This window comes from Paenibacillus chitinolyticus NBRC 15660 (genome assembly GCF_000739915.1).
GTDB classification, from domain to species: domain Bacteria; phylum Bacillota; class Bacilli; order Paenibacillales; family NBRC-103111; genus Paenibacillus_F; species Paenibacillus_F chitinolyticus.
In genome coordinates this window covers 1-13,209 of the sequence record NZ_BBJT01000012.1, presented here as the reverse complement: position 1 = coordinate 13,209, position 13,209 = coordinate 1, and the positions used below count along the sequence as shown (strand labels likewise).

Below are 13,209 nucleotides of genomic sequence, written 5' to 3'. Positions count from 1 at the left end.
AAAAGCTCCCTCCTTCCAGGTTCTATTGTATTAGACGGAACAGAAGAGGGAATCGTCGGAGTTCAGATGAAAATATTTTGTTCGCAATTCGGACACATTTTTTTAATCCGAAATTCAGTTTTGTTTAAGCTTGTTTTATTGTGTCCTGGATATATTGAGTACGGCTTCTACAAAAGAACGTTGTCTATCCATCCCAGAACATGTGACTGGTGAACACCTATTTGAACGTTGAAAAGGAGGGGGCAGGATTGCTGGAAGTGAACGGAGTCAGCAAGCTCTACGAAAATTCCCGGGGAGTCAGGGAGATCAATTTCTCCATGCAGCGCGGGGAAATCGTAGGCTTTTTGGGGCCCAACGGAGCAGGCAAAACGACTACCATGAGGATGATTACGGGGTACTTGAATCCGACGGGCGGGAACATCCTGGTGGACGGCTTGTCTATGGCGGATCATCCCCGCAAGGCAAGGCGCAAGATCGGTTATTTGCCTGAAACGCCGCCGCTTTATCCGGAAATGACCGTACGGTCGTACCTGAAATTTGTGGCCGATCTCAGAGACGTACCTGTCCGGGCCCAAAAAGGCAGGGTTAACGAAATCATTGACAAGCTGGGGCTTAACGGACGCGAAAACCAGATCATCCGCAGCTTGTCTAAAGGGTATAAGCAGCGTCTGGGGCTGGCGCAGGCGATTGTTCACAAACCCGATTTGCTTGTGCTGGACGAACCCACTTCGGGGCTGGATCCGAAGCAGATCATTGAAATCCGCAGTCTGATCCGCGAGCTGGGCGAAAATCATACGGTGCTGCTCAGCACGCACATTCTGCCCGAAGTGAACACGCTGTGCAACCGGGTGCTCATCATTAATCAGGGACAGATTGTGCTCGACGAGAAGCCGGAGATGCTCGGCGCGACGATGGGCGACACCTTCGAAGTGTCGCTGGAAGTGAAGGGCCCGCGCGAGGAAATCATCTCGCTGCTGGGCTCTACCGCCGGCATTGCCGCTGTGCGGGAGCTGGCGGACGGCGCAGCCTCCGCGGTGGTGCTTGGCCTTGCCGGTGCCCCGGCGGCTGCGTCTGGTGCGGGCGACTCGGCTGACGCGGAAGCGGAGGCGGTATCCGGCGGCGCGGGCGATACCCTGAGCGAGGCTGCAGAGACTGCCGCAGTGGCGCCGGCCTCGCCGGATGCAGCGGCAGAGCCGGCGGGCTCTTCCGGCTCCGCCGTGCAGGCGGACGGCCCCGGAGGGCCCCTATCGGGGGCCGTCGAAGAGCCGGCTGCAGCCGGAGCAGACGCCTCGGCGGCACCGCAGGCGAAGACCGGCGGGCAGCAGACCGCTTCTCCGGGGGGAACTGCCCCGGATACGGTCAAGCTGCTCGTCTCGTCGGCCGATAGCACGGACATCCGCGAGCCGCTGTTCTTCCGTCTGGCGGAAGCCGGTTATCCCATCCTGGAGATGAAGCGGGAGAGCCTCAGCCTCGAGGATATTTTCCTCAAGCTGACGACCGACGAGAGCTTGTCCGGCTCTGCCGAAGACGAGCCGGAGAGTCGTCCGGGACAGCCTTCGAGGCTGGACCGTGTAAGCAAATGGCTGCCGCTGAAAGACAAGTCCGGAAGCACGGCGGCAGGCCAACCGAAGGGAGGCGGCGAAGATGCGTAGAACGTGGGCGATCTGCTCGAAAGAACTGCAAATGTTTTTCTATTCGCCGACCTCGTATGTCGCGTTCGCTTTTTATGTGCTGGTGTCGGGCATCATGTTTTACTTGAATTTTGTCATGGTGCAGCCCAGCCTGATCGATATCCGGTATGTGGTCGGTAATATTACGTTCATTTACCTGTTCATCATCCCCCTGCTGACGATGCGTCTGGTGGCGGATGAATTCCGTCACGGTACGGATGAGCTGCTGCTTACTTCACCTGCCGGAATCGGCGAAATTGTGCTGGGCAAGTACCTGGCCGCGCTTATCGTCCAGTTCCTGCTTACGTTGTGCAGTCTGGTTTACCCGCTGATCATGTCGGCCTTCGGCACGCTGGACCAGCCGGTCCTGTGGCTGTCATACCTCAGCATGTTCCTGCTGGGAGCCGCCATGATGGCGATCGGTCTGTTTGCCTCCACGTTATCCAACAACCAGATGGTGGCCGGGATTGCGGGTTTTGCCTTTCTTCTGTTTTTCTGGCTGATCGACTGGATGGCTGAAGGATTCGGCGGCAAGTTCCGGGATTGGATTATCCAATTCTCGATGAGCGGCCGGATGGCCAATATGCAGAAGGGAATTCTTCAAGGAGCGGATATCCTTTTCTTCGTGACGCTTGCGGCTTTGTTCCTTATTCTCGGCATGCAGACCCTTGAAAGAAAACGGTGGAGGTGACAGCGATGAAGAAATGGCTGCGCGGTACAAATACGGCGGTGATTTCAGTCGCCGTCATCGGAATTTTTATTCTGTTGACCTTCTTTCTTCATTCGTTGAAAGATTTTCAGCTCGATTTATCCAAAAACAAAATGTACACACTCTCGGATCAAACGCTGGGAACTCTCAAAGATCTGGGCAAGGACATTCATGTCACGGCCTTTACGAATCCTCAGGAGGATCCGGACGGCGTGCTGACCCGCGAAGTGACGGATATGGTTCAGGAATACAGCAAGCGTACGGGCAAGATTACGTATAATCAGTACGACATGCTGAAAGAGCCTTCCAAAGTCCAGCAGTACGGCGTTCAACAGAGCAGTCTTGTTTTCGAAAGCGGAAGCCAGAAAAAAGTGATCACCTTCCAGGAAATGTTCACGGCCGGCCAAGGCTCCGGATCTTATCAGTTCGCAGGGGAAGAGAAGATGACCCAGGCCGTCAAAAGTCTGACCAGCACCGAAAAGCATACGGTGTATTTCTTATCGGGGCACCAGGAAATTACACTCCAGGAAATGACCGTTTTGAAATCAAGCTTGGAGGGCGAAAACTATACGGTTAAAGATCTTAATCTATACCGGGAAGGCAAAATTCCGGACGATGCCGACATGCTGTTTCTGATCGGTCCCCAAACCGATTTGAACGACAAAGAGGCGGAACTGATCAAGCAGTACCTGAGCGGAAAAGGCAAGCTGTACGTCTCCCTGGGCTTCAGCCAGGAAATGGCGTCCAAATGGAAAAACATTGACGCTCTCATGAATACGTACGGTGTTAAGGACCAGCATGCGGTCGCCATCGAAGCGAAGCAGAGCACCCTGTACGATCCGCTTACGATTATTCCGGAGTACGGGGATCACGATATTACAACAAAGCTGAAAAACTACAATCTCCTGACGATGATGTCGCTGGCAGTAGCCCTGAATGCCCAGGAAGAGGGCGATTTCAAAAGCACGCCGATCTTGAAGACATCGGCTCAAGCATACGGTGAAACGGATATCGCCGGGTTGATGAAATCCCAGACGAATCAGGACGACAACGATGTGAAGGGTCCGCTCAACCTGGGCTATGCCGTAGAAGATAAAGACAGCAAGCCTAAGGCCGTCATACTCGGTGGTTCCACATTCCTGATGGATCAGGAGATCAACGTGCAGGGAAACCGCGATTTTGCGATGAACAGCATCGGGTGGCTTCAGGAGAAGAAAGATCAGGTGACGATCCGGCCCAGACAGAATGAAGCGTATCAAACCGCTGCTTTAACGCCAGGACAGGCCAAAACGATCTTTTTCGTGGCGATCGTCTTTATGCCGCTGATCTTCCTGCTGCTCGGCGGGTTTATCTGGTGGAGGAGGAGAAAAGGGTGAAAAAATTCGCGCCCGCGCTGCTTTTGATTCTCGTGTTTCTGGGCGGTCTCTGGTATGCCTGGAGCCAGGATTTTTTCATGGAAAAAGAAGCGGAGACATCCAAGCCTCTTGTCCATGTAAATGTTGCGGATGTCCAAAGTTTCTCCATCTTGAGCGGAGACCAGCAGACGGAACTGGTTCGTAAGGACGGCGAATGGTCGATGACCAAGCCCTCGGCTGCTCCGCTTAATCCCAACTTGACCGAAGGCTGGATGGATTCTTTTAATTTGCTGACACAGGAAAGGATCGTGGAAGATAAGGCGTCCGATCTGGCTAAATACGGACTCGACAAGCCTTCATCCGTCTATAAGGTACAGCTTGCGGACGGCACTTCTCAGGAAGTGAAGGCCGGTTCGCCTACGCCAGTGGAAGGGTACGTTTATGTACAACTGGGAAGCTCTCCTGCCGTCTACCAAGTGGGAGAGTCCTCACTATCCGTCTTGAATAAGTCGCCGCTGGATTTTGTGGAAACGAGTCCGGTCAAATTCGATTACGATCAGGTAAAAAGCGTCACGTTCTCCTGGAAGGATCATAAATGGTCCCTGACGAAGAACGAACCGGATAAATCGGCGGCCCAGTCCAAATGGAAGCTGCCGGATCGTGAGATCGAGGGGGCGGAGGCGACCCAGGTTCTGGATAAGCTGCTATTCATGAAAACGGAGGAAATGCCGAAACGGGCCGCCGATGAGGCGATTAAGCCGGGGGAATGGACGCTGGAAGTTGTCCGGACCGTGGATGGCAAAGAGATGAAAGATACGTACAGCGGCCGCTCCGACGGCAAATCCGTATGGATCGCCAAGCAGGCTGGAGACTGGGCCTACGCCATTCCGCAGGCGGCCATGGAAGAAGTGGCGGCTTCTAATGTGAAAAAGGGGTAGCCTTAATAGGGCCCCCTAATGCCCGCAGAACTTTTATAAGTCATTGAAAAAGAGAACCTAGTCTGCATTCCCTCCGTTATTAGACGGAAGGAACCTGAAGAATAAAAGCGCACGATGCTTTTATTCTTTTTTTGCTTTAAGCCGCTTGTGCTAAGGGGGAATGAATCACATAAGATGGGTAAAAAATGGGCATGCTATTAAAAACATCCGATCAGGGGGTTGAGGGAATGGCAATCAGTCATGCCGGAGAGCATCGTGCTGTTTACAAAGAAGAACAATTGGAAAGGGTCACTCTTCCGGAGCTTCAATCGTTAGGGGATCTGATTCGTTTTGAACATACGCTGGCCAAACGCTGTGCCGAAGAAGCGGAATCTTCAACGGATGTAGAGCTGAGGGGAGTGCTGGAGCAATTAGCCGTGCTCCGGCTCAGTTGTGCCCGGCAGCTTCTTGCTGCGCTCAGAAGCACGGAACTATGACCCGGCACCTTAAATCTCCGGCTCTAAGCTGTAGAGGATCTTTATGAACAGACCGTATGAATTAAATGGAGGTGGCTGCAAATGAAACAGGAACTTCAAACGGATCAAGCCGGAGAGAAACAATGGGAGGCTGCCGAACGGACGATGGCCGATTTTAAAAGGCTTGCGTCCAGGTACGCATCGGCCGCATGGGATGCCCGGCAGCCTGGCATTCGCGCTCTTTACCGCCAGCTTCTCCAGCAGACGCTGGATGATCAGGATAAGCTGTACAGGCTTCTGGCCGGTCGCGGGGACAAGAAGAAGGTCCAAAACGCCAGCGGGGAAGACGTGCTGCAGGAGATTGCCAGCCATGACCGGGCGCTTTCCGAGCTGGAAGCCGCTATTCGGAAAGATTTTGCTGGAATAGAAGCGACAGAAGCTGAAACGGGGGAGTCGCCGGAAGCAGTTTTTCAAGTTCTCAGGGAGGCTGAAACCATATCGGACCCTCTTACATATGAAGAGAAAGAACTTGAAATATTCGGAGAGCGTCCCGATTACTATTCTTCTCTTTCCTCGTCTTCCGTCTATGATTCTTCATACGGGGACGTCTATTATTCCGAGCCGTCAGTCTCGGATGAAGAAGAGTCCGTTTCCGCGGAAGCGGCGGAAACGAGTGCGTCCGCTTCCGCAGCGCTCGAGCAGCCGGCCCCCGCACCGGCGGCAAGTGCCGTGCCCGCGCCTCTGTCCCCGTCGCGGTTCGGAGGCGCACCCGCGCCCACAGCGCCCGAGCAGTCAGCCCCCGCACCGGCGACAAGCCCCGTGCCCGCGCCGCTGTCCCCGTCGCGCTTCGGAGGCGCGCCTGCTTCCGCAGGGCCCGAACAGCCGGCCCCCGCACCGACGGCAAGCACCACGCCCGCGCCTCTGTCCCCGTCGCGGTATGGAGGCGCCCCCGCTTCCGCAGCGCCCGAGCAGCCGGCTCCCGCACCGGCGGGAAGCCTCGCCCGGCCGTATACAGCTCCGCGCTCCCCGTACGGCCGTCCTGCCACAGGCGGAGCGGCGCCTTACGGCACGCCTGCCACAGCAGCGCCACCCGTGGCTTACGGGCAGCCCGCATCTCCTTCCGGCGTGCCGGTTGCGCCGTCCTACGGCGGCTTCCGCAATCCGGCTCCGGCCCCAGCTTCGGCTCGTGAGCCTTACGGCCAGTCCCGGCGCTACGGGCAGCCTTACGCCCGCCAGCCGCAGCAGTCCGGCCCGACGCCGCCCGCGGCGCCGCCTGCCCAGCAGCCTTACAACTCCCCGTATAGGGGAGAGGACGGCAGGCCGCCTTCTTACCGTCCACAGGGTTAACGGCGTTTCCGGTCCATCAAGTCCACCGGCGCCTCTTCCGAGAGTACCATCCTCAAAAAAACGCCTCCTCGAAAGGCGTTTTTTTATTGCCGTAATTCCCGGGACTTGCGGATTCGGGGAAGTGACGCCGATGGCTGCTTGCGGATCCACTTCAGGAAAGCCCGCATCCGTTCATCGTCGCGCAGCGCATCAAGCGTATGAAGACCCCGCTCCAGCTGTTTGTTCGTAAACAGAGCGTGAATCTGCTTATGGCAAGGAATGCAAAGCATAGCCGTAGGCAGAAAGGTGCCTCCTTTTTCCTTCGGAATCAAGTGATGTTCGGTCCGTTTCACCTCGTGGCGTCCGCATAATTCGCAAGTTCCCTGCTCGCTCTTTTTAACCATATTCGCCTCTTCCTTCCGGTGCGTTTCGCCGTTTACAGTATACCCTTGCCGAAGATACTGGCATGTTTCCTCATTGCGCCACATATACAAGTTACAGGGATGTCCCTCCCGGCCATTTTATTAACCGAAGGAGTGTCTAAATCATGCGTAAAATAAGCGGTAAACGATCTTTTGTGCTCATGCTTCTCCTCATCTTTGCCTGCAGCGGAGCTTTAACGGCATGCGGCTTCCAGAACAAATCGGAACAGGTAGGCGGTTCGGCCGTTTCAGGCGCGGCCCCGACTATCGACGCAACCTTAACGCAGGAAGGCACATCCGCCGTTATTTCCTACAAGGTCAGCAATTTGAAAATCGCGGGCGACAGCATGGGCGCGGCGCCCAAACAAGGGGAAGGCCACCTCCACATTTACGTGGACGGCGTTCAGAAAGCGATGCTGAAGACAGACGCCCCGGTCCGTCTGGAAAACATCCCTCCGGGCAAGCATACGATCAAACTGTCCCTTCAACAGAACGATCATGTTCCTTTAAATGTGGAAAAAGTATTCGATGTAACGATTAAAAAGTAATCCGGACCTTTAAGGCCTACATAACCGTGTATCCCGAGAAGCCGAAACCGGACGAACCTCGCGTTCGGACCGGTTTCTTTTTTTATTTTCCAGGCTCTAAGCGCCAACTTCCTCTCACTCCCACCTCTCAAAATGGAAGTTCCTCTTTCGCGAACGTACATTCCTGTTTTATAATAAAAAGAGGTCTGTTTCCTGATTTGACACACCCGGACGCGTAGCATAGACTGAGGGTATTGAAGTGCAGACAGGCGGTTTATTTACGCCTATGCTTGAGCGGAGGGAAGAAACGTTTTGATCGTAGACAGCTCAACCTGGAAACATGTTTTTAAGCTCGACCCCGACCGGGAAATATCCGATGAGGCTCTGGAGCGTATTTGCTTGTCCGGCACCGATGCCATTCTTGTCGGCGGCTCGTCCGGCGTAACGTTTGACAATACCGTGGATCTGCTTGCCCGGATACGCGGATTTGAAGTGCCTTGCATTTTGGAAGTGTCCGATGCGGAAGCGATTGTGCCGGGCTTTGACCTGTTTTTTATCCCGATGGTGCTTAATGCCGGAGATCCCCAGTGGATTCTCGGACGGCATCACGAGGCGCTCAAAGAATACGGGGCTATCATGGACTGGAACGAAATTCTTGTCGAAGGCTACGTCATTCTGAACGGAGAATCTACCGCCGCGAAAGTGACGGCAGCCCGTACGGACCTGACCGAGCGTGACGTTGTGGCTTATGCCCGCATGGCGGAGCATCTGCTGCGGCTGCCGATTTTTTATGTGGAATACAGCGGAACTTTCGGCGATATGGAGCTTGTCCGAAGGACGAGAAGTGTCCTCGAAGGCACCCGGCTTTTCTACGGCGGCGGCATTGACGGTCCCGAGAAAGCGAAGCTGGCGGCCGAAGCCGCCGATACGATTGTGGTCGGCAACCTTATATATGAAGATTTGGACCGGGCGCTGGAAACAGTGCGGGCGTTGATATAACAAGCGGGGATCGGTTTCGGCCGGTCAGCCGTGGAAGGAAGGTAATTTCATGATTGATATACAGCAAGCCGTTCAGAAGCTCAACCCTCAGCAGCGTAAAGCCGTGGAAGCGACCGAAGGGCCTCTTCTCATTATGGCGGGAGCGGGGAGCGGCAAGACCCGGGTGCTGACCCACAGAATCGCGTATTTGATCGGAGCGAAACGGGTGGCCCCTTGGAGCATCCTGGCCATCACGTTTACCAACAAAGCCGCACGCGAAATGCGTGAACGGGTCGAACAGCTTGTGGGCCCGTCCGCCAATGACATCTGGGTCTCCACGTTCCACTCCATGTGCGTGCGGATTCTCCGCCGCGATATCGACCGGATCGGGTTCACTTCGAATTTTTCCATCTTGGATTCCGGCGATCAATTATCCGTTATTAAAACTTGCATGAAAGAGCTCAACATCGATACAAAGAAATTCGAGCCCAAAGCCGTTCAGGCCGCAATCAGCACAGCCAAGAACGAACTGGTTACCCCTCAGCGTTTTGAGCAGAAGATCGGGGATTATTTTGACGGTCTGGTGGCCAAAGTCTATACCCTGTACCAGAAAAAACTCAAAAGCAACAACTCCCTGGATTTCGACGATCTCATTATGGCGACGATCCAGCTTTTTACCGATGTGCCTGAAGTTCTGGACTTTTATCAAAATAAATTCCGCTTCATACACGTGGATGAGTATCAGGATACGAACCGCGCCCAGTATATGCTGTGCCAGATGCTGGCGGACAAATCCAAGAATCTCTGTGTCGTAGGTGACTCCGACCAATCCATTTACCGCTGGCGGGGAGCGGATATCACGAACATCCTCAACTTCGAGGAAGATTATCCGAACGCCACGACCATTTTGCTGGAGCAGAATTACCGCTCCACTTCGACCATTCTGCAGGCGGCCAATAAGGTGATCGGCAACAATACGGGCCGCAAAGCCAAGAATCTCTGGACCGACAAAGGCGAAGGCAGCAAAATCCGGGTATACCAGGCGGATTCCGAGCATGACGAGGGGTATTTTATCGCCGGTGAAATCAATAAGAACGTCGGTTCCGCACAAAAATACGGGGATCACGCGATCCTGTACCGGACCAATGCCCAATCCCGGGTCATCGAGGAAATTTTAATTAAATCCGATATTCCTTATCAGATCGTGGGAGGCGTCAAGTTCTACGACCGCAAAGAGATCAAGGATATTCTGGCTTACTTAAGACTTATCTCCAATCCGGACGATGATATCAGTCTGACGCGGGTCGTGAATGTTCCTAAACGGGGAATTGGGGATACTACTCTGGATAAGGTGGCGGATTTCGCGGCCAGACGGGGAATCTCGATGTTCGCTATGCTCGATGAAGTGGAATCGCTGGAAATTTCGGCGAGAACGCGCAACACGCTTGCGGATTTCCGGGACATGATCCATAACCTTCACCGGATGGTGGACTACTTGTCCGTCACGGAACTTACCGAGAAGGTTCTGGAAATGAGCCAATACCGGATGGAGCTGCAGCGTGAGAATACGCTGGAATCCAAGTCCCGTCTGGAGAACATCGACGAGTTCTTATCGGTTACCAGCGAGTTTGAAACCCGCAATGAAGACAAATCCCTTGTCGCGTTCCTGACGGATCTCGCGCTTATTGCGGATATAGATACGATGGACAAAGATGAGGGACCTCAGGACTCGGTCGTCCTGATGACTATGCACAGCGCCAAAGGCCTGGAGTTCCCCGTCGTCTTTATCATCGGCATGGAGGAAGGCGTCTTCCCTCACAGCCGCGCTGCCACGGACAACGAGGAACTGGAAGAAGAGCGGCGCCTGGCTTATGTAGGCATCACGCGTGCCGAAGAAAACCTGTTCCTTTCCTGCGCCCGGATGCGGATGCTTTTCGGCCGGACAAGCACTAACCCGCCGTCCCGGTTCCTCAAAGAGATTCCGCAGGAGCTCATGGAGATCGTCTCGTCCGGCGGAGGGGGCAGCACATTCTCCGGCTGGTCCCGCAGCGGCGGTACGAGCTTCGGGGGACGCACATCCTCCGGCTTCGGCAGCTCCGGCTCCACAAGCTTCGGACAATCGTCCGCAAGCGGATCTTCCTGGGGGAGCCAGACTTCCTCATTCGGCAAGACTTCTCCGGAAGCCTCTACGGTGCGCAGTACGCCGCGTACGGCCCCTGCGGCAACCGGAAGCCAGCCGGGAGACTTCAAGATGGGCGACAAGGTATCCCACGGCAAATGGGGTACAGGTGTCATCGTGGCGGTTAAAGGCAAGGGGGACGATACCGAGCTGCAGATCGCTTTCCCGGCGCCCGTAGGCGTCAAACGGCTTTTGGCCAAATTTGCACCGATTACGAAGCAATAACCCGAATTCAAGGAATAGATGAGACGAGAGGAAGAAAATAGATGGCCGACTTCACTGCGGAGATGAAGACACTCATCGAAGCTATCGAGCAGCACAATTACAACTATTACACGCTGGACCGCCCGGTAGTTACTGATGCCGAATATGATAAGCTGTATGACCGGCTGGTGGAATTGGAGCGGGAGTCGGGAGTGACTCTTCCGAATTCTCCTACAAGGCGTGTCGGCGGCGAGCTGTTGAAAGGGTTCGAACCCCACCGTCATCTCTCCCGGCTGTGGAGTCTGGACAAGACACGCGACAAAGACGGCCTTAACGCGTGGCTGACGCGGGTATTGAAGCTCGTTGGCGAATACAATAAACAGAACCCGGACAATCCCCTGCCGCATCCGACCTTCGTCGTCGAGCTTAAATTTGACGGTCTCACCCTCAATTTAACGTATGACAAGGGGATACTAGTCCAAGCTTCGACCCGTGGCAACGGAACAGTAGGAGAGGGAATCCTGGAGCAGGTAAAAACCATCCGCTCCGTCCCTTTGGAGATTCCGTACAAAGACGGGACCGTTGAAGTACAGGGCGAAGGCCTGATGTTCCTGTCCGTTTTGGATCAGTACAATCAGACGGCGGCCGAACCGTTCAAAAATGCGCGCAATGCGGCCGCGGGGGCTCTTCGCAACCTGAATCCGCAAGTAACGGCGAAACGCAAACTGAGCGCCTTCTTCTATAATGTAGGTTATTCCGACAACCTCCGATTCACCGACCATCGGGAAATGGTGGAGTTTCTTAAAGAGAATCGGTTTAAAGTTAATCCGGACATCAAATTTTTCGACTCCATCGACGATGTTATGGAGGAACTGGAGCGAATCGGAAGCAACCGCCTGAGTTATGACTTCCTCATTGACGGTGCGGTAGTCAAAGTGGCGGATATGCGTACGCGGGAAGTACTGGGCTATACCGAGAAATTCCCGCGCTGGGCTATCGCATTCAAGTTCGAGGCTGAAGAGGTTACGACTGTTCTGGAATCCGTATCCTGGGAAGTGGGACGAACGGGCAAAATAACGCCGGTAGCGCGTGTAGAACCGGTCGATCTGGCAGGTGTGACCGTACAGAACTGTACGCTGAACAATATCGGTGACATCGAACGCAAAAACTTGAAGCATGCTCTGGGGAGTCTTGTTTATATCCGCCGCTCGAACGACGTGATCCCGGAAATACTCGGCAAAGCCACGGAAGAGACCGACGGTGAAGAGATCGTTTTCCCGGAAAATTGCCCGGCCTGCGGAACTCCGCTTGAACAGCGCGGGGCTCATTTATTCTGTCCGAACCGCCTGGGCTGTAGGCCTCAGATGATCGGCAGAATTACTCATTTCGCTTCCCGTGACGCGATGGATATCGATACGTTCAGTGTGATGACGGCGGAACAGCTCTATCAGGAGGTAGGTGTACGCGATCCTGCCGACCTGTACGGGCTCACTTATGACGATCTGATCAAACTGGAGCGTTTCGGCGAGAAAAAAGCCAACAAGCTGCTTGCCGCGTTCGAGAAGAGCAAGGAGTGCGACCTTTCGTCCTTCCTGTTTGCTTTAGGTATCCCGAATACGGGCAAAACCACGACCAAAGTACTGGCTGAGCATCTCGGCAGCCTCGACAAGGTCAAGGAGGCGTCGATCGAAGAACTGATCGCGCTGCCGGATGTCGGCGGAATCGTAGCCGACAGCATCTACAGCTTCTTCCGCGACCCGCTCATGCAGGACAGCATCTCCCGCATGCTTGCGGCGGGCGTCGCACCTCGCGCGGAAGAAAAGCCGGCCGCCGCGGCGGACGAGAGCCATCCCCTCTTCGGCAAAACCATCGTGCTGACAGGTACGCTCAGCGCGATGAGCCGGGACGAAGCGGCGGATAAGCTCGAAGCCCTCGGCGCCAAAGTAACCGGCAGCGTCTCGAAGAAGACGGACATCGTGATCGCCGGGGAGAGTGCCGGCAGCAAGCTTGCCAAGGCCCAGTCTCTTGGCATTCGCATTATAGATGACGAACAGGAGCTTCTTGCTCTGCTTGGAGAATAGTTGGTCGCCGTTTGGATACAAGAGACAAGGCCCGTTCGTACGGGTCTTGTCTCTACTTTTGTATATAGGAGAAGTTCGTGAGAGGAACTCCATCGGCAGACTGGTATCGGTGCGCTCTTGCTCGGTGCATTATGAGAAATCGGAAGCCATACACGGCATTTCAAAGGGCTGGGAGGCCTAAAATTCTTGCTTGTACCCATTTTTCAACCTCATTAAACACCTGGAAGAAAATTCTTTTAAAATAGGGGTTGCAAATAGTTAAAAAGCCTGATAATATTAGTTCTTGTCACCGCAAGTGACGCAAACATTAAGTAAGCTCCTTGAAAACTGAACAGAACTAATTTACAACCAGCATAGATTTAAAA

At 54.5% G+C, this 13,209-nt stretch carries 11 protein-coding genes; 10 read left to right on the top strand and 1 reads right to left on the bottom strand.

Translation table 11 applies throughout. The features are described 5' to 3' along the window. Positions 1–248 precede the first annotated feature (248 nt). The 6 genes from PCH01S_RS23490 (at position 249) to PCH01S_RS31620 (ending at position 6,474) form a co-directional block, all read left to right on the top strand. The gene (locus PCH01S_RS23490; protein WP_042233706.1) at positions 249–1,652 is read left to right on the top strand and encodes an ABC transporter ATP-binding protein; all 1,404 of its coding nucleotides are present in this window, start codon (positions 249–251) and stop codon (positions 1,650–1,652) included. Then, positions 1,645–2,361: an ABC transporter permease subunit gene (locus PCH01S_RS23485; protein ID WP_042233704.1), complete on the top strand. Its 717-nt coding sequence runs from the start codon at positions 1,645–1,647 to the stop codon at positions 2,359–2,361. Before PCH01S_RS23490 ends, PCH01S_RS23485 begins: the two co-directional genes overlap by 8 nt. Positions 2,362–2,366: 5 nt before the next feature. Then, positions 2,367–3,755: a GldG family protein gene (locus PCH01S_RS23480; RefSeq protein ID WP_042233703.1), complete on the top strand. Its 1,389-nt coding sequence runs from the start codon at positions 2,367–2,369 to the stop codon at positions 3,753–3,755. Beyond that, positions 3,752–4,672, top strand: a complete 921-nt coding sequence (locus tag PCH01S_RS23475; RefSeq protein ID WP_042233700.1) for a DUF4340 domain-containing protein — start codon at positions 3,752–3,754, stop codon at positions 4,670–4,672. The genes PCH01S_RS23480 and PCH01S_RS23475 overlap by 4 nt, the downstream gene beginning before the upstream one ends. A 227-nt stretch (positions 4,673–4,899) precedes the next feature. Further along, positions 4,900–5,148 (top strand): hypothetical protein, encoded by a 249-nt coding sequence (locus PCH01S_RS23470; RefSeq protein ID WP_241688780.1) that lies wholly within the window; start codon positions 4,900–4,902, stop codon positions 5,146–5,148. An 81-nt stretch (positions 5,149–5,229) separates the two neighbouring features. Next, a complete protein-coding gene (locus tag PCH01S_RS31620) occupies positions 5,230–6,474 on the top strand; it encodes a spore coat protein (protein ID WP_042233697.1) in 1,245 nt (414 codons plus the stop codon). 83 nt (positions 6,475–6,557) lie between these two features. Here PCH01S_RS31620 and PCH01S_RS23460 read toward each other — a convergent pair whose 3' ends face one another. After that, on the bottom strand, positions 6,558–6,857 hold the full coding sequence (locus PCH01S_RS23460; RefSeq protein ID WP_042233981.1) for an HNH endonuclease family protein: 300 nt from the start codon (positions 6,855–6,857) through the stop codon (positions 6,558–6,560). A gap of 143 nt (positions 6,858–7,000) precedes the next feature. On the opposite strand from PCH01S_RS23460, the gene PCH01S_RS23455 reads away from it, so the two are divergent. From PCH01S_RS23455 to ligA, 4 genes are all read left to right on the top strand, one after another. Further along, positions 7,001–7,423 (top strand): DUF6130 family protein, encoded by a 423-nt coding sequence (locus PCH01S_RS23455; protein ID WP_042233695.1) that lies wholly within the window; start codon positions 7,001–7,003, stop codon positions 7,421–7,423. A gap of 294 nt (positions 7,424–7,717) precedes the next feature. Further along, positions 7,718–8,401 carry a heptaprenylglyceryl phosphate synthase gene (pcrB, locus tag PCH01S_RS23450; RefSeq protein WP_456152513.1) on the top strand — a complete coding sequence of 228 codons (684 nt, stop codon included), beginning with the start codon at positions 7,718–7,720 and terminating at the stop codon, positions 8,399–8,401. Between the two features lie 49 nt (positions 8,402–8,450). Further along, on the top strand, positions 8,451–10,784 hold the full coding sequence (gene pcrA, locus PCH01S_RS23445; RefSeq protein ID WP_042233692.1) for a DNA helicase PcrA: 2,334 nt from the start codon (positions 8,451–8,453) through the stop codon (positions 10,782–10,784). 41 nt (positions 10,785–10,825) lie between these two features. After that, positions 10,826–12,844: an NAD-dependent DNA ligase LigA gene (ligA, locus tag PCH01S_RS23440; RefSeq protein WP_042233690.1), complete on the top strand. Its 2,019-nt coding sequence runs from the start codon at positions 10,826–10,828 to the stop codon at positions 12,842–12,844. The last annotated feature ends 365 nt before the right edge of the window (positions 12,845–13,209 follow it).